This window comes from Roseovarius sp. MMSF_3281 (assembly GCF_030733685.1).
GTDB lineage: Bacteria > Pseudomonadota > Alphaproteobacteria > Rhodobacterales > Rhodobacteraceae > Roseovarius.
This window is the reverse complement of sequence record NZ_JASHIM010000002.1, coordinates 319507-342187: the sequence shown is the minus strand read 5'-3', so window position 1 is coordinate 342187 and position 22681 is coordinate 319507. Positions and strand designations below refer to the sequence as shown.

Below are 22681 nucleotides of genomic sequence, written 5' to 3'. Positions count from 1 at the left end.
ATCGCCCCACCCTAGGGCAGCAGCCCCCCAAGGGAAAGGCAGGGGTTTCCTTGCCCTTACCCCAGAAGCGTCAACAGCAGGACAAGCGCCAACCCCAAACCCCAAGACCGCCAAAGCGTAGTGCAACTGGCCTCAACCTCATGCGGGCCGATATCGCGCTTGCCCATGGCGTTGACGAAGGGAAAATCGCGCATCTGGCCCTCATAGGCGCGCGGGCCGGACAAGGCCACGCCCAGAACCCGCGCCATCGCCGCCTCGGGCCAGCCCGCATTGGGCGAGCGATGCAATCGGGCATCGGCGCGCACCGCCGCAAACCCCGCCCACATCCCGTGGCTCAGCCAGATCAACCCGGCGGTCAGGCGCGCGGGGATCACGTTGAGCAGGTCATCGAACCGCGCCGCCGCCCAGCCGAACGCCTCGTGCCGGGGGGTGCGGTAACCGATCATCGAGTCGGCGGTATTGGTGATCTTGTAAAGCAAAAGACCGGGCAAACCGCCGATCAAGAACCAAAAGGCGGGCGCGATCACCCCGTCGCTTTGGTTTTCAGCCGCCGATTCAATCGCCGCGCGGGCCACGGCGGGGCCATCCATCGCCGCCGTATCGCGGCCCACGATCATCGCCACGCTGCGCCGCGCCTCGCCCACCGACAGTCGCAAGGCTTGGGCCACCGCGCGTACATGGGTCACAAGCGAGCGTTGCGCCAAAAGCACCGTCACCACGATCAGCTCCACCAAGGGGCCGAAGACCTGCAACACCATGCCAAGGATCGCCGCACCGGCGGCCATAACCGCCATCGCCACAAAACCCTTGAGCCGCCGCGCGCCGCCATCGTTCAGCACCCTGTCAAACCACCCCACCACGCGGCCCATCAAAACCGCCGGGTGCGGCACCCGGTCCCAAATCGCGCGCGGCTCTCCGACAAGGGCATCAAGCACCATGGCAAGGGCAAGAACAAGGGCAGTACTCATAAAGCGGCCTCCAAGCGGCTCCAATGCTGCGGCGCGGGCAGGCCCAGCCGCAACCATGTTTTCGAATAAGGGAACACGCGGCTCCAGATTTGGTTCCGGGCAAGGCGTGCCTGCCATGCCTTGGCGTCATCCACCTCGTAAAGCCGGAAAAGCGATGTGCCGCCCTGAACCCGCGCCCCGGCGCGGGTCATCAGCGCATCCAGCCGCGCGGCATCTTCATTGAGGCGCACGCGGGTGTCCACGGCCCACTCGTGATCATTCAGCGCCGCCGCACCGATGGTCAGTGCGGGGCCGGACACCGCCCAAGGGCCAAGCGCAGTAGCCAGCTTTTCGATGGTCTCGGGCGCGGCGATGGCAAAGCCAAGCCGCATGCCCGCCAATCCCCAGAACTTGCCAAAGCTTTTCAGGATCACCACGCCGGGGCGCGTGGCCTCCTGCACCCAGGTGCGATCGGGCCAGACATCGGCAAAACTTTCGTCGATCACAGTCAGCGGAAGGTCAAAGGTTTCTTCGGCGTACCAATGCCCCGTGGGGTTGTTGGGATGCACGATCACCCGCGCTGTCGCCGCGTCTTCGCCCACGTCCCAACCATGCGCCGTAAAGGCGGCGGCATGTTCGTTGTAAGTGGGCGCAGGGATGTCAACACGCGCCACAGGCGCCAGCATCGGCAGCTTGGCAATCAGGCTGGAAGCACCGGGCGCGGCCAGAACCGCCGCCCCCTCCGGCACATGCCAATGCCGCCGCGCGGCCTCAAGCAGGGCGTCCTGCGCAGCACTGTCCGGCAGCGCCGTCCAGACATCGGGGGCAATGGCGGGCACCGGATAAGGCACCGGGTTGATCCCGGTGGACAGGTCAATCCAATCCTTGCGCCGCCCGCCGTATTCGGCCACGGCGGCATCAACCCCCCCGCCGTGATCGCGCGGTGTCTGCACGGCCTTAGTCCTCGGCATCGGGCAGTGGCGGGTGGCGGGTCACGAAATGCCCCTTCACCCCTTGCGGCCATTCGCGGAAGGGCACGCGGCCCGTCTCACTTTCCGCATGCATCTCGGCATAATCGACGATGGCCTGCGCCGCCGCCTCGTCGGGCTCGAACCGGCCAAGGGTATAGGCCAGCTTGCCCTGCGCCTGGATCGCCACGTTGCAGCCATGCGAACAGCCCATCAGGCAAGACACCCGCCGGGTTTTCACATCACGCCCCTCGGCCTGACGTTCCACCAGTTCGGCAAGGTCTTCACCATGCGGGCGGGCGTGTGTTTCAACATCCCAATCATCGCGCTTGCATGTGTCACAGACGGTAATCCATGTGGTCATAACGAGGCAGCCCTTTCGCGTATCAGCACCGCCTTTCAAACCCATATCCGCGCGCCGCGCAAGCGCCCCGGTGCAGGGCTACCCCTCGTCTGGCAAAAACCGGTGCCCGGCCTCTTGTAACAGGGCCACGGCACGCGGCTTGTCCATTTGCCTGATCAACAGATGCTCCCCGTCAAAGGTGCAGATCACGAAAACGCCGATACCGTTGTCGGATAAAGGCGCGATCAGGGCCTGCACGATTCCCGCCGCGTCGCAGATCACCGTCACCTCGTCATCAGCCCAGGACAGCGAAACAAATCCCGGGCCCCTGATCCAAGCAGGCAGGCAGGCGTCAGGCGCCAGGCGGGCCAAACCATAAACCCCCGGCACCCAACGCAGGGTCAATGCCATGGCCATGCCTTAGCTCCGAACGTATTTGATAAACGGCGTCAGTTGCCCGACCCGGTCATAAAGCTGCCGGGCGGTGGCGTTGAAATCCTGTGTCATCCAATAGACCGAAGGGGTGCCACGGCGATCAGCCTCGGCATAGACAGCCTCGATCAAGGCGCGGCCAAGGCCCAGACCACGGTGATCGTCACTAACGAAAAGATCCTGCAAGTAGCAAACAGGCTCAAGCCGCCAGTTATGCGGATGCTCGATACATTGCACCAAGCCACAGGCCTGCCCTTTCACCTCGGCCAACAGCGCGTATTGCGCCGGATGCTCGTCCGAGATCAAACGACGAAACGTTTCTGCCATCACCTCTTCCGACGCCGAAGTTTCGTAGAACCTGAGGTAAGCGGTGAACAATACCTCCCATGCCGGGCGGTCCTGTGGCTGAAGCGGGCGGATATGCGGTGTCTGGTTCCTGATCTTCTGCATGGGTCACCTTTGTGTTCGCGCAGGCTACGGTTGGCCTTCCAATGGTTGGACTAGGCAAATGCAGATGATAAGTAAAACGAAACAAGCTTAATCTTGATTAGGGATTTTTAATTGCAGTTCGACTATGCAGGCTTTGCCGCCCTCGCCGCCGTGTTACGCAGCGGTTCGTTTCATACAGCGGCCGATCGCCTTGGGGTTACCGCCTCGGCGGTGTCGCAACGCATCAAGCAGCTTGAAGAACGGTTCGGCGGTATCCTCGTGATCCGTGGCAAACCCTGCCGCCCCTCCCCCATGGGCAATCGCCTGCTGCGCCATATCGAGGCGCTTGAGGTCATGGAAACACAGCTTACCGCCGATCTGGACCTTGGTGAGGGCAGCGGCAGTTTTGGCACCATCCGCATCGGCGTCAACGCCGATAGCCTTGCCACATGGTTCATCGACGCGATGCAGGGCCTGTCCAATACCCTGTGCGAACTGGTGATCTGCGATCAGGATTTCTCGGATGAACTGCTGCGTGAAGGGCAGGTGGCGGTTGCCATCACCGGCACCGACAAACCGGTTCAGGGATGTGATCTCATGCCACTGGGCCTGTTGCCCTATGCCGCCACGGCCTCACCCGGTTACGTGGAAAAATACTTCCCCGATGGCCCGGATGAAAACAGCCTGCGCGCCGCGCCCTCTTTGCGGTTCAGCGACCGGGACCAGCTTCAGGCACAATGGGTCCGCGAAACGCTTGGCCTGACGTTCCAGGCGCCCAGCCACATGATCCCCACCACGAATGGCTTTGTCGATGCCTGCCTTGCCGGGCTTGGCTGGGGCCTCAACCCCTTGGTCATGGTCGAGGATCACATCGCCACGGGGCGTTTGGTTGAACTTCTGCCCGATTGCCGCCTGTCCGTGCCGCTGTACTGGCAGGTCATGCGCAACCAGAAACAGGCGCTTGCGCCGCTCACCCAAAGCGTCCGCAACAGCGCCGCGCGCCACCTTCTGCCGCTCAAATGAAAAGGGCACCCCGAAGGGTGCCCTTTGATATCGGTCATGTGGGAAAGCTTCAGTCTTCGCTATCCAAGGGCAGGGCCACGAAACGCGGCTCCCCGGCGCGACGCACCAGAAGCAGGATCGACTTGCGCCCGGCCTCCTCGGCATCGGCGATACGATCCTCGAAATCACCGATCGAGTTGACCTTCTGTTGACCGGCCTCGGTAATCAGGTCACCGGCACGCAGGCCCTTTTCATAAGCCTCCGACAGGTTGTCGACATCGGTCACCACAAGGCCCGAGGCCTCATCCCCCAAGTCAAGCTGTTCGCGCAGTTCTTGGGTCAGTGAACTGATCGTCATGCCCAGAATGGCCGATTCCGAAACCTCCGGCTCTCCATTCGGTTGCGCGGCGGGCACAGCCCCCTCAGCGGCCTCGCGACGGCCCAGCGTCACCTTCAGGGTCTGCGTCTTGCCTTCGCGGTAAACTATGACCCGCACGGTTTTACCAACCTCGGTATTGCCCACCTGACGCACCAGGCCACGGGTATCTTCCACCTGCTTGCCGTCGAACGACAGGATAACGTCACCCGATTCCATCCCGGCTTCGGCGGCGGGGCCTTCCGGCACATCGGTGACAAGGGCGCCGCGCACCTCTTCAAGGCCCATGGCCTCGGCCACGTCATCCGTCACGTCCTGAATACGCACGCCCAGCCAACCGCGGCGGGTCTCACCATATTCCTTGAGCTGCGCAACAACACGCGTCACCACGTTCGACGCCATCGAGAACCCGATCCCGATAGAGCCGCCGGTGGGCGACAGGATGGCGGTATTCACGCCGATCACCTGCCCATCCATGTTAAACAGCGGCCCGCCCGAGTTACCCCGGTTAATCGCCGCGTCGGTCTGGATGTAATCGTCATAGGTGCCGCTCAGCGCACGGTTGCGGGCCGAAACGATCCCCGCAGAAACCGAAAAGCCCTGCCCAAGCGGGTTGCCCATGGCCAACACCCAATCGCCCACGCGGGCGGTATCGCTGTCGCCAAAGCTGACATAGGGAAGCGGCCCATCGGCTTCGACCTTGAGAAGCGCGATGTCGGTCTTGGGGTCGGTGCCGATAACTTCGGCCTCCAGCTCCCGGCCCGAGAAGAACTCGATGATGATCTCATCGGCGGATTCGATCACGTGGTTGTTGGTCACCACGTAACCGTCCTCGCTGATCACGAAGCCCGAGCCAAGCGCCGAGGTGCGGCGCGGCCGGTCGCCCTGACCACTGCGGTCGCGGAATTCGCGGAAGAAATCCTCGAAGGGCGATCCCTCGGGCACGATGGGCGAGGGGCCAGCCCCCTGCGCCACGACGGTTGAGGTGGTGATATTCACCACCGCCGGGCTGACCTTGTCGGCCAGATCGGAAAAACTTTCCTGGGCCTGTGCAACCATGGCCTGCGCGATAATAAGCGCAGTGGTCAAAAGCGTCAGGTAAAACGCCCGCACGATCCCGGTTCTGTCCTGAGTTTGTGATACGGATTTGGCTATCACCTTGGGTCTCCTTGCCTTTGTCCGATTGTGCCGCCGGGTTTACAGCCCCAAGCGCACCTCATGTCTTTATGTAAGAAGCCGCATGCGGTTCGCAAAGGTCGCAACACGATGTCACGCCCATGTGAACCCTTTGTGATCCCCAGATCAAGCGCCCAATGTCTTGCCGGCCCAGACCATCACCGTTCCGATCGCCAGACAGGCCAAACCGAAAAAGCGGCGTTGTTCCTCGGTCAGAGCCTGTAAGGCCACAAGCAGTTGCTCAATGATCGAAGGGGCCAGCGCATAGACCAGCCCCTCGACAATCAGCACCAGCCCCAGGGCCAGAAGCGCGGTTTCAATCAATTGGTCGCCTCAGAGTCCGAACCGCCTTCGTTGCCTCCGTTCTCTTCGGTCGCCTGCTCTTCAAGGCGCTGGCGTTCCGTTTCGGGAAGGTCGGGCGACACTTCCATCTCCGGTGCCATCTGCCGCAGGCTGTCGATATCGATGTCCTCGATATCGACCTCGCTCAAGCCACCAGCGCGGATGGCGTCGAACATCTCGGTCAGGAATTCGCTGTCTGGCGAGAAGACCAAGGTGGAATTCTCGCTTTGCATCGATTTTTCCAAGGCCGTCAAAGAACGGTAGAAGGCAAAGAACTCGGGGTTCTTGCCGAAGGATTCGGCATAGATCCGGTTCCGCTCGGCATCGGCCTCACCGCGGGTGATCTCTGCCTCACGTTCGGCTTGCGACACGGTTTCAACCACGGTCCGGTCGGCGGCGGCGCGCACCCGCTGCGCGGCTTCGTTACCGCGCGCGATCTCGTCCGCGGCCTCACGCTCACGCTCGGCCCGCATCCGGGCGAAGGTGGCGTCAAGGTTTTGCTGCGGAAGGTTGGTTTGCTTCAACCGCACGTCCACGATTTGCAGACCAAGGCTTTCGGCGCTGGTGCGGGCCTGTGCACGGATGCGCCGGGCCAGTTCGCCCCGTTCCGGCGACAGGATCGAATCCGACGTGACCTGATCGGCACCCAGAACCTCGCGGATTTGCGCATTCAGGATCGACGAAAGCCGGTCTTCGGCGGCACGAATGCCGCCCACGCCGACCGCTTGCCGGAATTGCACCACATTGGCGATGCGGTAGCGCGCGAAAGCATCGACCACAAGCCGGCGGTCATCCGACGGTGTCACCTCGATCGTGTCTGTGTCGAACGACAGGATCCGGTCGTCATAGCGCACGACCTCTTGGATCACCGGGATCTTGAAGCCAAGGCCCGGTTCCTCGACAACCTGTCGGATTTGGCCGAATTGCAGAACGAGCGCTTTTTCCCGCTCATCCACGATAAAGATCGACGACAGCACCCCGATAAAGGCAACCACGACGACCGGCAGAATAAGTGCGGATTTACGCATCAGTTCGAGCCTCCGGTGTTGGTGTTCGCGTTGGAGGAGGAGCCACCACCCCGGCGAAGTTCATTCAGCGGCAGGTAAGGCACGATGCCTTGGCCGTCTTGCCCCGCGCCACTGGTTTCATCAATCAGAACCTTGTCAAGCTGGCCCAGCGTCCGCTCGATCGTTTCAAGATAAAGGCGGCGTTGGGTCACTTCCGGCGCGCGGTTGAACTCCTGCGCCACGGCGATAAAGCGGCTGGCCTCACCGATGGCTTCGTTGACCACGCGGGCGCGATAGCCCTCCGATTGCTGAACGACCTGCGCGGCTTCACCACGCGCTTCGGCCAGAACCCGGTTGGCATAGGCGTCAGCCTGCCGTTGCAAACGGTCGCGTTCCTGTTCGGCGGCCTGCACGTCGCGGAAGGCGTCGATCACTTCGCGCGGCGGGTCCGCGGTATCAAGGTTCACCCGCACGATAGTGATCCCGCTTTCGTAATCATCCAGCGTCTCCTGGATATTCTCGCGGGCGGTATCGGCGATGATCCCCCGGTCACGGTTCAGAATCGGCGCAAGGTTCGATGCCGCGATGATCTCGCGCATGGCCGATTCCGACACCGCTCGCACGGTCAGTTGCGGATCGCGGATGTTGAACAACAGTTTGGCCGGGTCGTTGATGTTCCAGACCACCTGAAAGTCGATGTCGACGATATTGGCATCTGTCGTCAGCATCAGGCCATCGTTGTTGCTGCCCCGGCCAACGCCGATATCCTCGGTGCGTTCCGACGTGACGTTGACAACATCATAGGTCACAACAGGCCAAGGCGCGAAGTTCAGACCGGGGTTGCCGGTCGATGAATACTCGCCAAGGAACAATTCAACCGATTGCTCCTCTGGCTTGACGGTGTAAAGACTGGCCGCCAGCCACACCCCGACGGCAATCAAACCGCCCAAGATAAAGGTGCCACGGCCAAAGCCGCCACCACCGCCGCCGGGGCCATCGCCCCCGCCGCCGCCGCGCCCGCCCATGAGCACGCGCAGCTGGTCTTGGCCTTTTTTCACAAGCTCGTCGATCTCGGGCATCTGCGGCGGGCCGTCATTCGGGCGGCGCGGGCCACCCCCGTTGTTGCCACGGCGACCATCATCCCCGCCGCCGCCTGAATTTCCGCCGCCGCCCCATGGGCCGCCAGACTGTCCAGCCATGTAATCTCTTCCCTTGTTGTGCCGTCTCAAACGGACGCTATTCATAACCTGTGCAGCACAGGCAAAAAATCAAGCGGTGCGCGCAGGCTCCCGCATGGTGACAATTTCTTCCGACATGGTGGGATGCACGGCCACGGTGCGGTCAAAGTCTTCTTTCGTGGCCCCCATCTTCACCGCGATACCGGCCAGCTGGATCATCTCGCCCGCCCCGGGTGCTACGATGTGACACCCCAAAACCTTGCGGTTTGCCTTGCTGACGATCAGCTTCATCAGCACCCGATCAGGCCGGCCAACAAAGGCCGTCTGCATCGGCCGGAAGGAGGTTGCATAAACCTCGATCTCTTCCTGTTCGCGCGCCTGTTCCTCGTTCAGGCCCACGGTCCCCATCTCGGGCTGGGTGAAAATCGCCGTCGGAATCAAGGCATGGTCTACCGGCGTCGGGTTGCCGTTGAACACGGTTTCCACAAAGGCCATCCCCTCGCGAATCGCCACCGGCGTCAGGTTCACCCGGTCGGTGACATCGCCAATGGCATAGATCGACGGCACGCTGGTCTGGCTGTATTCATCCACCATGATCTCGCCTTTACGGCCCAGCTTCACACCGGCCTCCTCAAGGCCAAGCCCATCGGTATTGGGCGCGCGCCCGGTGGCGAACATCACCTGTTCGAACTCGCGCTCGTCGCCATTGGTGGATTTCACGCGAAAGCCGCCCTCGATCTCCGCCATCTCGATGATATTGGTGCCAAGGTGCAGGTCCACGCCGTTCTGGATCATCTCTTCCGAGATCAAACCGCGCGCCTCTTCATCGAAGCCGCGCAGGATCTGCGCGCCACGGTAATATTGCGTCACCTCGACGCCCAGACCATTCAGGATGCCCGCGAATTCACAGGCGATATAGCCACCGCCGACAATCAGGATCGACTTGGGCAAGTCGTCGAGATGGAAAATCTCGTTGCTGGTAATCGCATGCTCACAGCCCGGCATATCCGGTTTCACGGGCCAACCGCCCGTGGCAACAAGAATATGCTTTGCGGTGATTTTTTCACCCGTGGACAACTCCACCGTATGGGCATCGGCCAGCACGGCGCGGGCGTCATAGGTTTCAACCCCGGCATTGCCAAGGATGTTGCGGTAAACGCCTTCCAGCCTCTGCAACTCGGCCTCCAGCTTGCCCCGGAACCCCGGCCAGTCGAAGCCACCGGCATGCACGGTCCAGCCATATTCCTGCGCGTCTTCGATGGCGCCCGGAAACTCGCTGGCAAACACCATCAGCTTCTTGGGAACACAACCGCGCTGCACACAGGTGCCGCCGTATTTGTCTTCCTCGGCCAAACCCACCTTGGCCCCGCCCTGCGCGGCCACACGCGCGGCCCGCACCCCGCCCGAGCCACCGCCAATCACGAAAAGGTCATAGTCGAACGCCATGCCTGCCCTTCCTTGTCCGCCTTAATCGCCCAGATCGGTAAACAGGTTATCGCTTTCCACGAAATCCAGCCGATCTTCCTCAACCGTGCCCTCGTTGATGTCGCGGGTCTCGACACGCCCGTCGCCATAACCAAGGATCACCACGTCGCAAATATCAATGAACAGCCCATTTTCAACCACACCCGGCATCTGGTTCAGAACCATGGCCATCTGGTTGGCATTGCCGATCCGGCCCAGATGCAGATCAAGGATATAGTTGCCCTCATCGGTCACGAAGGGCCGCTCGCCATTCATCCGCAGGGTCGCGTCACGGCCCAACACGTCCATGGAAATCAGCATTTCCTCGACCAGCGACTTGGTGGTTTGCCAACCAAAGGGGATCACCTCGACCGGCAACGGGAAGGTGCCCAGCGTCTCGACCTCCTTGCCGACATCGGCAATCACGATCATCTGGTCGCTTGCCGTGGCCACAATCTTTTCCTGCAAAAGCGCGCCACCGCCGCCCTTGATCAGGTTCAGGTTCCCGTCAAACTCGTCGGCCCCGTCAATCGTGACATCCAGCCACTTGGCCTCGTCCAGACTGATCACCTCGATCCCGACTTCGCGGGCCAGTTCGGCAGTGCGGGTCGAGGTGGGAACCCCCTTGATCTTCAACCCCTCGTCGCGAACCAACTCGCCCAGGCACCGCACCATCCACGCGGCGGTGCTGCCGGTCCCAAGACCCACGCGCATCCCGTCTTCGACGTAATCGACCGACCGTTTGGCGGCGACGAACTTGGCCTTGTCGATAGGCGACAAATCTCCGGACATGGCAACGACTCCCCAGATGTTTGATGTGCTTATAAGCAAGTTGCCCGCCGGGTGCGAGGGGGCAAAACCCGCCAATTGCCCGTTTCCGTCCATGCAGCCGTCGCTTTCGCGCTGGAATTGCCCGAAACAGGCGATAGGGTCGCGCATATGGAAACACGCTACGTTCTGCACTACGCCCCCGACAACGCCTCGCTGGTGATCCGGCTGGCGCTTGAAGCACTTGATTTGCCCTACGAGACAGTTCTGGTGGATCGTGCAGCCCGGGCCCAGAAATCCGACGCCTACCGCGCGCTGAACCCCAATGGCCTGATCCCGGCATTGAAAACCCCCGACGGCCCGATATTCGAAACCGCCGCGATCCTGCTATGGCTGGCCGACAGGCACGGGCACCTCGCCCCCGCCCCTGACGGCCCCGACCGCGCGCGCTTCCTGTCCTACCTGTTTTTCCTCTCCAACACCCTGCACGCGGCGCTGCGCATTACCTTCTACCCCGATCAATACATCGGCCATGACAGCGCCGCGCAAACCCGGCTAAGGGCACACCTGCAGGGCGAGATCAGCCGCCACCTCGACATGGTCGAAACCGAAGCGGCCAAGGGCCATGGCTGGCTCTGCGGCGCATCCCCCTCGGCGGTGGACCTCTACCTTGCCTGCCTGCTACGCTGGGCACGGCTTTATCCGCAACCACATGGCGGCAATGGCTGGTTCAGCCTGCCCAATTGGCCGCAGTTGCACGCCATGGCGACGCGACTGGACCAATCAAAACCCGCACTTGCCGCCATAAAGGCCGAAGGGCTGGGGCCAACCCCGTTTTCCGCCCCGCAACTTGCCACCCCACCGGAAGGGAGCGCGACCTGATGTTTCTGTCTGTCTTCGAGATGTTCAAAGTGGGCATCGGCCCCTCGTCCTCGCACACCATGGGCCCCATGGTTGCCGCCGCGCGTTTCCTCGACAAGATGCGCGCCGCCCCCTTCGAGGCGCATGGATTGCGCGGCACGCTGCATGGGTCGCTGGCCTTTACCGGCGTCGGCCACGCCACCGACCGCGCCACGATCCTTGGCCTTGCGGGCTTCCTGCCCGATACCTACGACCACGAAAAGGCCGAGGAGGTGCTGGCGCAAATCCGCGAGACCCATACAGTCCGACCCTCCGGCCTGCCGGAATTGCACTTTCACCCCAAGGATGACCTGACTTTCGATTTCGGGCCCAACCTTCCCGGGCACGCCAACGGCATGATCCTGATGGCCACCGACGCCCAGGGCGACGTGATCCTGCAGGAAACCTATTACTCCATCGGCGGCGGCTTCGTGATGACCGAAGGGGAACTCGCCCAAGGCCGCAACACCGACGAGGGCGATCCCGTCCCCTACCCCTTCAAATCCGCGGTCGAAATGCTGGAAATGGCCGAAACCTCGGGCAAAACCATCGCCCAGATGAAAAAAACCAACGAGGTGTCGCGCGGCGGGCCGGAAAACCTGCGCTCAGGCGTGGCGCGCATCTGGCAGGTGATGGACGATTGCATCGAACGCGGCATGCATACCGATGGCGAATTGCCCGGCGGCCTGATGGTGCGCCGCCGCGCCAAGGGCATCCGCGATGCCCTCTTGGCCGAACGCGGCACCAACCTGCAAGCGCCACACAAGATCAACGACTGGATCAGCCTTTATGCCATGGCGGTGAATGAAGAAAACGCCGCTGGCGGGCAGGTGGTGACCGCCCCTACCAACGGCGCGGCGGGCGTGGTGCCCGCGGTGATCAAGTACTGGATGGAACACGTCCCCGGCGCCTCCGAGGCACAGATCGAAGATTTCCTCCTGACCGCCGCCGCCATCGGCGGGCTGGTGAAATACAACGCCTCGATCTCGGGCGCCGAAGCGGGCTGTCAGGCCGAAGTGGGCAGCGCCTCGGCCATGGGTGCCGCAGGGCTTGCCGCCGTCCTCGGCGGCACACCGGAGCAGATCGAAAACGCCGCCGAGATCGCGCTTGAGCATCACCTCGGCATGACCTGCGACCCGGTCAAAGGTCTGGTGCAAGTGCCCTGCATCGAACGTAACGGGCTGGGTGCGATCAAGGCGGTCTCCGCCGCCTCCCTCGCCCTGCGCGGCGACGGCACCCACCTTGTGCCGCTCGATGCCTGTATCGAAACCATGCGCCAGACGGGGGCGGACATGAGCGAGAAATACAAGGAAACCTCGCTCGGCGGGCTGGCGGTCAACGTGCCCAACTGCTGACCGGGCCAAACGCAGCCTGACCCGCAAGGCGTTTCGAAACGCCTTGCCCCGTCCCCCTTTGACAATCCGCCGCTTTTGATGAACGTGGGCCAAGACCCGAATAGAAGGCCCGCCCCCATGTCGCAAAACACCGCCACCGCCTCGCTTGGTATTCTGCTCATGGTGGGGTTTTGCGTGCTGGCCCCGCTGCAAGACAGCTTTGCCAAGCTGACCAGCCACGACATCGCCATCGGCCAAGTCGCCGCCATTCGGTTCATTTTCCAAGTGGCGCTTTTGCTGCCCTTGGCCGCCGTGTTCGGCTGGCTGCACCGCCCGCGCGGGGGCGAGGTTGCCCTGCACCTCGTTCGCGGCGTGCTTCTGCTTGTCGCCACGGCCTGTTTCTTCACCGCCCTGCGCTTCATGCCCATCGCCGATGCCATCGCGATCTTCTTCGTGGAGCCCTTCATCCTGACGCTCATGGGCGGGGTTCTCTTGGGTGAGCCGATCGGCCCGCGCCGCTATATCGCCTGCGCCGTCGGCTTCGCGGGCGCGCTTCTCATCATCCAGCCCAGTTTTCAGAAGGTCGGCCCGGTGGCCCTTCTGCCGCTGGTCACCGCCCTTTGCTTTGCCTTCTACATGATCCTGACGCGGCGCATGGCGACCCGCATGCACCCGATCACCCTTCAGGTCTATACCGGCACCGCCGCGCTGATCCTCGCCCTGCCGATCCTTGCCATGGCCGATGGCTCCGGCATCGGCCCGCTTGATCCAAGCTGGCCCTCCGGGGGCGATATCTGGTTCCTCGTGGGCCTCGGCATCATCGCCACGATCAGCCACGTCTGTATCAGCTTCGCACTCTCGCTTGCGCCCGCCTCGCTTCTGGCGCCGCTGCAATATCTCGAAATCGTCGCCGCCACGGCCCTTGGCTACTGGATTTTCAACGATCTGCCCAACGCGCTCAGCTTCGGGGGCATTGCCCTGATCGTCGCCTCTGGCCTCTACGTCTTCTTCCGCGAACGCCAGCTTGAGCGACAGCTTGAGCGCAAGAACCGCCCCGTCACACCACCCTAAAGCCTATCCAGTTTACATTGAACCAAGGTGCATCACCAATGTCCCGAGAAGGCCGTAGGCATGACAGGGTATTGGTGATGCAACAATAACTGGAAACGCTTTAAGCCGCGCACCCGCCGGCAAAGGCATGACGGCGCACCGCCTCGGGCGGTGCGCCGTATTTTCGATGAAACCACGTCTTCATCAGGGTCACGTTGGAAAACCCACAGGCCACCGCGATTTCGCCCAAGGGCATCGGCGTCTGCTCCAAAAGGCGATGCGCCCGTTCCAGCCGCATGTCGCGATACACCTTCAGCGGCGATTGCTTGAGCAAATCGCGAAATCCCCGCTCCAGTTTCCGGGGCGAGACACCCAACAAATCGGCAATCTGCCCCACCGTCAGGGTATCCTCCAGATGGTCCAACATGATCTGCAAGGCGTCAACGATCACCGGATCGCCCTGCGCCATCCGCTTGTAACGCCAATGCTCGCCCGCATCCGTGCCGCAATCGGGTTCGCTGATGCCGATATATTTCGACAGGGCCGCACGGGTGAACGCACCATCGCGCGCCCCCACCAGCTCCACGATCATCCGCAGTGCCGCCACCGGGCTGATCGCGCTCGACAAGGCCTTGTGATGACAAGTCGCCGCATCCTCCAGTTCAAGACCACGGCCCAGTTCCTCGACCCCGGGGCGAAAGTTCGGGTGCACCGCCAGGCGCTTGGGGCCAAGCACCCCCGCCGTCAGCGGCACGAAAACCGCCGCCCCCACAACGCAAACCCGCGCGGCGCTACGCATCGCTGCGCGCAAGGCCTTCAGGCGCGCCTCACCGGGCCGCCATGCGCGCTCCATCCCGCCGACCAAGACCAGAACCTGATCGGGGCCACAAAGCGGGCCATCCTGACCATCAAGCACCTCCTCGCTGCGCAGATGCCGCCACCCATAGGCCTCGCGCCCGATCAACCGATTGGCCGAACGTAGCACGTCGATACAGGCCTCAGCGGCAAAACCAAGGCTCGCGTCCTGACTGATGAAAACAAACTCGCCCGCAAGGCTTCGCTTGGCCAGCGACGGGCCGGGAATCGCAGGCCGGTCTGTCTCAAGGTTTTCATGATACATCGCGAAATTCCTTTCCCTGACAGGCCCCGTGCCCGCGCGCCCTTAGCTGACGTTCTTCATGGATTGGTGCAGCGCATGCTGGAACGTCCCCGCCGAGGACGAGGCCGACAGCAACAGGTATGCCGCCTCGCCGGTGCGGATGATCAACACGCCCAGATGCTCCATCACCGTCCGCGCCGCTTGGTTGACCGCAAAGGCATCGGGGTGCAGGTCCAGCGGGCAAATCCGCTCAAGCGCCTCGCGACAGCCCGCGCCGGAAATCTCAAGCCCCACCCAAACATCCGTCTGATCTGTGGTATAGGCTTTGTCCTTCAGCTTTCCGGCCACCACGCCTTCGGCATTCGGTTCCGTATGGTCAAAAATGACAAAAGCCTGATCCACGCCCAAGCGCACCAGCCGCGCGTCACCGGCCAACACCGATTGCCCCATCTCGGGAAGTGCCGCGCCATAGGCGGATTTCACCGCCTTTTCCGCTGCCGCCTCGCCCCCCAAGGGCAAGGCAATTGAAACGATGGCCAAGCCCTCGGGCGCCCGCAACCGGATGCCGCCAAGGGTTTCGTCATAGCCCGCCAACGGCGGGGCCGATATCAAGCTGAACTCAGGCACGAAGACGCTCTCCTTCCGGGTCGATGAAATGGGCTGAAACCACCTCGACAAGAACCTCGCGCCCATGCACGGGGCTAACGGCGCGCAGGATCTCGCCCTTGCGGGTATCGCCGCTTTTGACAAAGCCAAGCCCGATGGAATGCCCAAGGCTGGGCGAATAGGCAACCGAGGTCATCCAGCCCTGATCGTTGTCCATATTGGCCACGGCGTTGCGGTTGATGAAATGCATCCCCGCGATCAGTGGCTCGGCCGGGTTCACCGGTTTGAACCCCATCAGTTTCACCGCATCCTCGCGGACCATCTCGGGCCGCTGGCTCAACACGTTACCGATGCACTCTTTCTTCTGGCTCACCATCCGGCCCATGCCAAGGTTATGCGCAGTGGTTTGACCGTTCAGCTCATTGCCCGCCGCATGGCCCTTCTCGATCCGCATAACGCCAAGGGCCTCCGTACCATACGGCACCGCATCGAATTCACGCCCGGCCTCCATCAGCACATCCATCATGGAATTTCCATAGCGTGCCGGAACCGCGATTTCATAGGCCATCTCGCCCGAGAACGAGATCCGGAACAACCTTGCCGGCATCCCGCCGCACACCATCACCTCGCCACAGGCCATGAAGGGGAAGGCTTCGTTCGACAGGTCGTGTTCCTTGTCCACCACCTTTTGCAACAGCTTGCGGGAATTGGGACCAGCCACGGCAAACTGCGCCCAGCCATCGGTGGTGGAAATCAAATGCACGTCCAGATTGGGCCACAGGCATTGCCGTGCAAACTCCAACCGGCGGAAAACGACAACCGCGTTTGCCGTGGTCGTGGTCATCACGAAATGGTTCTCGCCCATCCGCGCGGTCGTGCCATCGTCATAGGCAATCCCATCCTCGCGCAGCATCAGGCCATAGCGCACCTTGCCTACCGGCAGCTTGGCAAAGCCATTGGCATAGACCTTGTTCAGGAATTCCGCGGCATCGCGCCCCTGAATGTCGATCTTGCCCAGCGTCGTGACATCGCAAATACCAACCGAGTTGCGGGTCATCTCGACCTCGCGATCGACCGAGTCGCGCCAGCCTTTCTCGCCGTCCCGCACAAACCACTGCGCCCGAAGCCAATTGCCGACCTCAACGAAGGTCGCGCCGTTTTCCTCGGCCCATTTGTGGCTTGGCGTCAAACGGTAAGGGCGAAACTCCTTGCCCCGCGCCCGACCGCCCAGCGCACCCATCGGCACCGGCGTATAGGGCGGGCGGAAAATCGTTGTGCCCACCTCGGGGATGGTCTTGCCCGCTTCCTCGGCCAGAATGGCCAGACCCGCGATGTTCGAGGTCTTGCCCTGATCTGTCGCCATGCCCAGCGTCGTGTACCGTTTCAACAACTCGACCGAGCGGAAGCCCTCGCGGTTGGCCAGCTTCACGTCCTTGACGGTCACATCGTTCTGCTGATCGACCCAGGCGCGTTTCTTGCTGTCCTTCACATGCCAGAAGGCCGCGGCCTCGCGGGGTTCATCCTCGGCCTGTAGAAGCTCCACATTCGCAACCGTATGGTCCAAGGCCTCCAATTGCGCCTTGGCCTGCGCTTGACCCTCGGCCAATGCGGCGGCCAGCGTCATTTGCCCATTCGCCGCGCCTGCCACGGCCATGCCGGGCGGCAGCGCGCCACCGGGCACGAAGGCCTGCAAATCGTCGCGCCATTCGGGGCGGCCCCGTTGGTGGCAGGTCAAATGCACATTCGGGTTCCAGCCGCCCGACACCGCCAGACAATCCACCGGGATCACCTGCCCATCGGTCAGGGTGATCGACTTGATGCCCTTGCGGCCCACGGTATCCATCACCGCAGCACCTCGCACGTGCCGCGCGCCGGGCACCTCGCAAACCGCCGGTTTGTCGCGACTGTCGATCACCGCGACCACCTCGACACCCTTGTCGGTCAAATCCTTGGCCGTGCGCCAGCCGTCGTCGTTATTGGTAAACACCGCCACGTGATGCCCCGGCGTCACGCCAAAGCGGTTCACATAGGCCCGCACAGCCCCCGCCATCATCACGCCGGGCCGGTCGTTGTTGCCAAAGGCGATGGGCCGCTCGGTTGCCCCCGCCGCCAGCACCGCCCGCTTGGAATAAATCCGCCACAGGATCTGCCGGGGCTTACCGCCGCTCTCGGCCAAGTGATCGGTGCAGCGCTCCAAGGCGCCGTAAATCCCGTGGTCATAAGCGCCGTAAACCGTGGTGCGCGTCATGAGGCGGACATTCGGCATATCAACCAATTCCGCCACAACCTGCGCCGCCCAATCGGCCCCGGCCATACCGCCCAGTTCCAGCGTTTCCGCATTAAGCCGCCCACCGGGCGCGAAATCCTCATCGGCCAAGATGACCCGTGCACCGCTGCGCGCCGCCGTCAGCGCCGCCATCAACCCCGACGGTCCGGCCCCGACGACCAACAGGTCACAGTGCAAGAACCCCTTGTCGTATTGATCGGGGTCATTCTGCATCGACAGCCGGCCCAAACCCGCCGAGGACCGGATCACCGGCTCATAAAACTTCTCCCAAAAGGCGCGCGGCCACATGAATGTCTTGTAATAGAACCCGGCACTCAGGAAGGGCGACATCAGGTCGGTCACCGCCATCAGGTCCCATTCCAAGGGGCCACGATGGTTCTGGCTCGTGGCGCTCAAGCCCTCGAACAGTTCCACCGTTGTCGCCCGTGTATTCGGCTCCTGATGCGCGCCGCTGCGCAATTGCACCAAGGCGTTGGGTTCTTCACTCCCAGAAGTGAACACCCCGCGCGGACGGTGATACTTGAACGACCGCCCCACCAGCTTTTGACCATTCGCCAACAGCGCCGAGGCCAGCGTATCGCCCGGATGCCCCTGCATCGCCTTGCCGTTAAAGCGGAAAGTGATCTCGCGGGTCCGGTCCACCTGACCGCCGCCAATCCGATAATCCTGGCTCATTTGTCACGCCCCCGCACCCGGGCCACATCCCGGGCCAGTTCCACCTGTGTAATCTCATGCGTCGTGGTGTCCCGTGTCACCACAAGCCACGAACGGTCGCCCTGTTCGTGATACCAAAGCTCCTGATGCGCGCCTGCCGGGTTATCCCGCAGATAGCCATAGGCGTGGAACGCTTGCGCCGCATCCTCGGCCTGCCAATCGGGCCGGTCGATCAGGCTCGCATCGCCAAGGTAAACGAATTCCGCGGCATCGCGCGGGCCCAACAATGGGTGATGAATAATCATGGCAGAACGCTCCGCTTCGCGCCCCGGGCTTGACCCGGGGCCTCTTGGTTGGCCGCAAGGTTCCGGGTCAAGCCCGGGACAGACAAGGCAAAGATCAAAAGGCAGAAAAGATACATCGCGAACCTCAATGCAGGTTGGGCTGATTGCCCACGCCTTTTTCGTCGATCAGGTTGCCGCTCATGAACCGATCCAACCGCATTTGCGCTGCCACCGGATGCGGCTCATCGCGGGCCAGCAAATGCGCGTAGCAAAATCCGCTCGCCGGGGTCGCCTTGAACCCGCCATAGCACCAGCCGCCATTGAAATAGAGGCCGTCCACATGGGTCTTGTCGATGAAGGGCGACCCATCCATCGACATATCCATGATCCCGCCCCATGACCGCAGCAACCGCGCGCGCCCGATCATCGGCATGATCGCCATACCGCCCTCGGCCACGTCCTCGACCACCGGCAGGTTGCCGCGCTGCGCATAGGAATTGTATCCGTCGATATCGCCACCAAAGACCAACCCGCCCTTGTCCGACTGGCTGACATAAAAATGCCCCGCGCCAAAGGTGATGACCCCGGGGATCACCGGCTTCAGACCCTCGGTCACGAAGGCCTGCAAGACATGGCTCTCGATGGGCAGGCGCATCCCCGCCTTTTCCATCACCCGGCCCGAGGACCCGGCCACGCAAACCGCCACCTTCTTGGCCCGGATCGCCCCGCGCGAGGTTTGCATGCCGGTGCAATGGCCGTTCTCAATGTCAAACCCCGTGACCTCGCAGTTCTGAATAATGTCCACGCCCCGCGCATCCGCGCCGCGGGCATAGCCCCAAGCCACCGCGTCATGCCGCACCGTGCCGCCGCGCCGCTGGAACAAGCCGCCCTTGATCGGAAAGCGCGCATTGTCAAAATCCAGAAACGGCAATTCGGCGCGCAACTGATCGGCATCGGCAATCTCGGCATCGGCACCGGCCAGCATCATCGCATTGGCCCGCCGCACGAAGGCATCCCGCTGCGCGTCACTGTGATAAAGGTTCAGGATCGACCGCTGGCTCACCATGGCGTTATAGTTGAAGTCCTGCTCCAACCCTTCCCACAGCTTCAGCGACATCTCGTAAAACGGCTCGTTGCCGGGCAGCATATAGTTCGAGCGGATGATCGTCGTATTCCGCCCGATGTTGCCCGAGCCCAGCCAGCCCTTTTCCAACACCGCTATATTCTTGTGCCCGAATTCCTTGGCCAGGTAATACGCCGTGGCAAGGCCATGCCCCCCGCCACCAACAATCACGATGTCATATTCGGCCTTGGGTTCCGGTTCCCGCCAAACGGGTTTCCAGCCCTTGTTGCCGGTCAGGCCCTCGCGGAGAATTCGTAAAGCACTATAGCGCATGGTCGGAAACCTCGTGTCTGCTCAGGTCAAAATGCCCTGATATGACTCCATAGACTTTTCCAAAATGGCCTTGTACTTGCCCATTATGGCCAAATCACCCGAAACATCCCGCCGCATAGGCCTCCTGCCCCTCGATGGCTTCGCGCTCATGTCCTACGCATCGCTGACCGAACCGATGCGCGCCGCGAACCTGCTCGCCGGGCATACCCTTTACGAGATGATCAACATCACCGACGGGGGCAGCCCCATCCACAGCTCCGGCACCGCCAGCGTGACACCACAGGCGCAGGTGGGCGATGATCTTGACCTTGATTACCTCTTCGTCATCGCGGGCGGCGACCCTACCCGCTTCGACACCCCGCGCGTCACCAACTGGCTGGCCCGCATGGCCCGGCAAGGCGCGCGCCTTGGTGGCGTTTCCGGCGGCCCGGTGATCCTCGCCCGCGCCGGGCTGATGGACGGGCGGCGCATGACCGTCCACTGGGAACACGCCACCGCCCTCGCGGAAATCTCGCCGCACCTCGCCATCGAACGCACGCTCTACGTGATCGACCGCGACCGTATCACTTGCGCGGGCGGCACCGCGCCGATGGACCTGATGCATGCCCTGATCACCCGCCATCACGGCGCGCCCTTCGCCCGCAGCGTCAGCGACTGGTTCATGCATACCGAGGTCCGTCCCTCCATGGGCCCGCAACGCGCCGGCCTCGTTGAACGCCTCGGCACCACCGACCCCGCCCTTCTCGATGCCGTGGCCGCCATGGAAACCCATATCGCCGATCCGGTCACGCTCAAGGACCTCGCCCAAATGGCCGGGGTTTCCCCACGCCACCTCAACCGGCTGTTCCAGGATAAACTCGGACGCTCCACCATGAGTTTCTACCGCGCCTTGCGCCTCGATACCGCCCGAAGCCTGCTGCGCAACTCCTCGCTCCCGCTCACGCAAATCGCGCTGGCCGCTGGCTTCGCCTCCTCGTCACACTTTTCGCGCGTCTACGCCCAACACTTCGGCCAGCCCCCGTCGCACTACCGATAAGGCACGCGGTCTTCTTCTTTTCGAAAGGCCCGGTCGTTGCGCTGAACGCCGGTGAACTCCATGGAAATGTCGAAAAGAAGTTCTCAGGCAGATCGTTCTAACGCCCCGGACAATCGTAATACGTCTTGTTGGCGTCCTTGACGCCGTAAGCCGACAAACCCGGCCCATCCTGCATTAGATCATCAAGGATGTCGCGCTTTGTGTCGGATATGTGCCAATCGGAAACTTGCGTTCCTGCAATGTTCCTCATTGACCCGCATTTTCCTGCCTCCTTGGCCCATGTATCTATTGCTGTTCTTTCAGGGGAGGCGTATCTCCATCGGTGGGACACCCCTCCCCAACGAGGGGCGCTTATCTGGAAGGGTAGCAAAAATGGCTATTGAACAACCGGCAACGCGGCCGGGTAATCCGCGTTTTTCCTCTGGCCCCTGTGCCAAACCCCCCGCATTTTCGCTGGACAAACTAAGTGACGCGCCCCTGGGCCGCAGTCACCGTGCCGCCGTGGGCAAGGCCAAGTTGAAGGCCGCCATCGAAGGCACCCGCGAGGTGCTGGGCATCCCCGCCGACTATAAAATCGGCATCGTCCCCGCCTCCGACACCGGCGCCGTGGAAATGGCGATGTGGAACCTGCTGGGCGAACGCAAGGTCGAAATGCTGGCTTGGGAAAGCTTTGGCGCGGGTTGGGTCACCGACGCGGTCAAGCAACTCAAGCTGGATGCCGAGATCAAGGAAGCCCCCTATGGCGAGATCGTGGACCTCGCGACCGTCGATACCGACAATGACGTGGTCTTTACATGGAACGGCACTACCTCGGGCGCGCGCGTGCCGAACGGTGACTGGATCAAATCCGACCGCCAAGGCCTGACCATCTGCGATGCCACCTCCGCTGCTTTTGCCCAACGCCTGCCGTGGGACAAACTGGATGTCACCACCTTTAGCTGGCAGAAGGTTCTGGGCGGCGAGGCCGCGCATGGCATGATCATCCTCAGCCCCCGCGCGGTGGAACGCCTTGAAAACTACACGCCCGCATGGCCCCTGCCCAAGATCTTCCGCCTGACCAAGGGCGGCAAACTGATCGACGGGATTTTCGAAGGCGCGACGATCAACACCCCCTCCATGCTGGCGGTGGAAGATTACCTGCTGGCGCTTGACTGGGCGCGCTCGGTCGGTGGGATGGAAGGCCTGCGCGAACGCGCCTATGCCAACCTTGCTGCCGTGCAAAGCTTCGTGGCCGAGAACAGTTGGCTGGCCTTCCTGGTCGACGATCCGGCGATCCGCTCGAACACCTCGGTCTGCCTGAAGTTCACCGATGACCGCATCACCGATGGCGCGGCTTTCGCCAAGGCCATCGTCAAGCGGCTGGATGCCGAAGGCGTGGCCTATGATATCGGCGCCTATCGCGATGCCCCGGCGGGCCTGCGCATCTGGTGTGGCGGGACGGTCGAAACGACGGATGTTGCGGCCCTCATGCCCTGGATCAAATGGGCCTTCGAGGCCGAGATCGAGGCGCAGACCGAAGCCGCCTGATCATCCCGTCCCGGGACCGCCCCGGGACCTCAAGCACAGCGAAGCCCCGGGTCATGCCCGGGGCGTGTATCCCCAG

Annotated in this window: 22 protein-coding genes; 6 read left to right on the top strand and 16 right to left on the bottom strand. The window is 62.5% G+C overall.

What is annotated here, in order from left to right; all coding sequences use genetic code 11:
• Window positions 1-56 precede the first annotated feature (56 nt).
• The 5 genes from cbiB to RBB32_RS04295 all read right to left on the bottom strand — a co-directional run bounded on the left by cbiB (window position 57) and on the right by RBB32_RS04295 (window position 3140).
• The gene (gene cbiB / locus RBB32_RS04315; protein ID WP_306151447.1) at window positions 57-968 is read right to left on the bottom strand and encodes an adenosylcobinamide-phosphate synthase CbiB; all 912 of its coding nucleotides are present in this window, start codon (window positions 966-968) and stop codon (window positions 57-59) included.
• Window positions 965-1900, bottom strand: coding sequence for a threonine-phosphate decarboxylase CobD (gene cobD / locus RBB32_RS04310; RefSeq protein WP_306151446.1), 936 nt, complete (start codon window positions 1898-1900; stop codon window positions 965-967). Before cobD ends, cbiB begins: the two co-directional genes overlap by 4 nt.
• A gap of 4 nt (window positions 1901-1904) precedes the next feature.
• Window positions 1905-2279, bottom strand: a complete 375-nt coding sequence (locus RBB32_RS04305; protein ID WP_306151445.1) for a DUF1636 domain-containing protein — start codon at window positions 2277-2279, stop codon at window positions 1905-1907.
• A 78-nt stretch (window positions 2280-2357) separates the two neighbouring features.
• Window positions 2358-2675, bottom strand: coding sequence for an ACT domain-containing protein (locus RBB32_RS04300; protein ID WP_306151444.1), 318 nt, complete (start codon window positions 2673-2675; stop codon window positions 2358-2360).
• A gap of 3 nt (window positions 2676-2678) precedes the next feature.
• A complete protein-coding gene (locus RBB32_RS04295) occupies window positions 2679-3140 on the bottom strand; it encodes a GNAT family N-acetyltransferase (protein ID WP_306151443.1) in 462 nt (153 codons plus the stop codon).
• Window positions 3141-3251: 111 nt separating this feature from the next.
• Here RBB32_RS04295 and RBB32_RS04290 point away from each other — a divergent pair, with 111 nt between their 5' ends.
• Window positions 3252-4142: a LysR family transcriptional regulator ArgP gene (locus RBB32_RS04290; RefSeq protein ID WP_306151442.1), complete on the top strand. Its 891-nt coding sequence runs from the start codon at window positions 3252-3254 to the stop codon at window positions 4140-4142.
• 49 nt (window positions 4143-4191) lie between these two features.
• On the opposite strand, the gene RBB32_RS04285 is transcribed toward RBB32_RS04290, so the two are convergent.
• The 6 genes from RBB32_RS04285 to rpiA form a co-directional block, all read right to left on the bottom strand.
• The gene (locus RBB32_RS04285; RefSeq protein ID WP_306151601.1) at window positions 4192-5556 is read right to left on the bottom strand and encodes a DegQ family serine endoprotease; all 1365 of its coding nucleotides are present in this window, start codon (window positions 5554-5556) and stop codon (window positions 4192-4194) included.
• 243 nt (window positions 5557-5799) lie between these two features.
• Window positions 5800-5997 (bottom strand): DUF2065 domain-containing protein, encoded by a 198-nt coding sequence (locus RBB32_RS04280; protein WP_306151441.1) that lies wholly within the window; start codon window positions 5995-5997, stop codon window positions 5800-5802.
• On the bottom strand, window positions 5994-7043 hold the full coding sequence (gene hflC / locus RBB32_RS04275) for a protease modulator HflC (protein ID WP_306151440.1): 1050 nt from the start codon (window positions 7041-7043) through the stop codon (window positions 5994-5996). The genes RBB32_RS04280 and hflC overlap by 4 nt, the downstream gene beginning before the upstream one ends.
• Window positions 7043-8221 (bottom strand): FtsH protease activity modulator HflK, encoded by a 1179-nt coding sequence (gene hflK, locus RBB32_RS04270; RefSeq protein ID WP_306151439.1) that lies wholly within the window; start codon window positions 8219-8221, stop codon window positions 7043-7045. The genes hflC and hflK overlap by 1 nt, the downstream gene beginning before the upstream one ends.
• 69 nt (window positions 8222-8290) lie before the next feature.
• Complete coding sequence (gene gor / locus RBB32_RS04265) at window positions 8291-9646, bottom strand: glutathione-disulfide reductase (protein WP_306151438.1); 1356 nt, start codon at window positions 9644-9646, stop codon at window positions 8291-8293.
• Window positions 9647-9667: 21 nt separating this feature from the next.
• Window positions 9668-10456, bottom strand: coding sequence for a ribose-5-phosphate isomerase RpiA (gene rpiA, locus RBB32_RS04260; RefSeq protein ID WP_306151437.1), 789 nt, complete (start codon window positions 10454-10456; stop codon window positions 9668-9670).
• Between the two features lie 147 nt (window positions 10457-10603).
• Between rpiA and RBB32_RS04255 the strand changes: the two genes are divergently transcribed.
• The 3 genes from RBB32_RS04255 (at window position 10604) to RBB32_RS04245 (ending at window position 13737) form a co-directional block, all read left to right on the top strand.
• Window positions 10604-11314 (top strand): glutathione S-transferase family protein, encoded by a 711-nt coding sequence (locus RBB32_RS04255; protein WP_306151436.1) that lies wholly within the window; start codon window positions 10604-10606, stop codon window positions 11312-11314.
• A complete protein-coding gene (locus RBB32_RS04250; protein ID WP_306151435.1) occupies window positions 11314-12687 on the top strand; it encodes an L-serine ammonia-lyase in 1374 nt (457 codons plus the stop codon). Before RBB32_RS04255 ends, RBB32_RS04250 begins: the two co-directional genes overlap by 1 nt.
• Before the next feature lie 117 nt (window positions 12688-12804).
• Window positions 12805-13737, top strand: a complete 933-nt coding sequence (locus RBB32_RS04245) for a DMT family transporter (RefSeq protein ID WP_306151434.1) — start codon at window positions 12805-12807, stop codon at window positions 13735-13737.
• Window positions 13738-13837: 100 nt separating this feature from the next.
• On the opposite strand, the gene RBB32_RS04240 is transcribed toward RBB32_RS04245, so the two are convergent.
• The 5 genes from RBB32_RS04240 to RBB32_RS04220 form a co-directional block, all read right to left on the bottom strand.
• On the bottom strand, window positions 13838-14836 hold the full coding sequence (locus tag RBB32_RS04240; RefSeq protein ID WP_306151433.1) for a helix-turn-helix domain-containing protein: 999 nt from the start codon (window positions 14834-14836) through the stop codon (window positions 13838-13840).
• A 42-nt stretch (window positions 14837-14878) separates the two neighbouring features.
• A complete protein-coding gene (locus tag RBB32_RS04235; RefSeq protein WP_306151432.1) occupies window positions 14879-15442 on the bottom strand; it encodes a sarcosine oxidase subunit gamma in 564 nt (187 codons plus the stop codon).
• Window positions 15435-18383, bottom strand: coding sequence for a sarcosine oxidase subunit alpha family protein (locus tag RBB32_RS04230; protein WP_306151431.1), 2949 nt, complete (start codon window positions 18381-18383; stop codon window positions 15435-15437). The genes RBB32_RS04235 and RBB32_RS04230 overlap by 8 nt, the downstream gene beginning before the upstream one ends.
• The gene (locus RBB32_RS04225; RefSeq protein ID WP_306151430.1) at window positions 18380-18667 is read right to left on the bottom strand and encodes a sarcosine oxidase subunit delta; all 288 of its coding nucleotides are present in this window, start codon (window positions 18665-18667) and stop codon (window positions 18380-18382) included. Before RBB32_RS04225 ends, RBB32_RS04230 begins: the two co-directional genes overlap by 4 nt.
• Before the next feature lie 124 nt (window positions 18668-18791).
• Window positions 18792-20042 (bottom strand): sarcosine oxidase subunit beta family protein, encoded by a 1251-nt coding sequence (locus RBB32_RS04220; RefSeq protein WP_306151429.1) that lies wholly within the window; start codon window positions 20040-20042, stop codon window positions 18792-18794.
• A gap of 85 nt (window positions 20043-20127) precedes the next feature.
• Between RBB32_RS04220 and RBB32_RS04215 the strand changes: the two genes are divergently transcribed.
• Both RBB32_RS04215 and RBB32_RS04210 read left to right on the top strand, forming a co-directional pair.
• Window positions 20128-21078 (top strand): GlxA family transcriptional regulator, encoded by a 951-nt coding sequence (locus tag RBB32_RS04215; RefSeq protein WP_306151428.1) that lies wholly within the window; start codon window positions 20128-20130, stop codon window positions 21076-21078.
• A gap of 372 nt (window positions 21079-21450) precedes the next feature.
• On the top strand, window positions 21451-22605 hold the full coding sequence (locus RBB32_RS04210; RefSeq protein WP_306151427.1) for a phosphoserine transaminase: 1155 nt from the start codon (window positions 21451-21453) through the stop codon (window positions 22603-22605).
• Window positions 22606-22681: the final 76 nt, after the last annotated feature.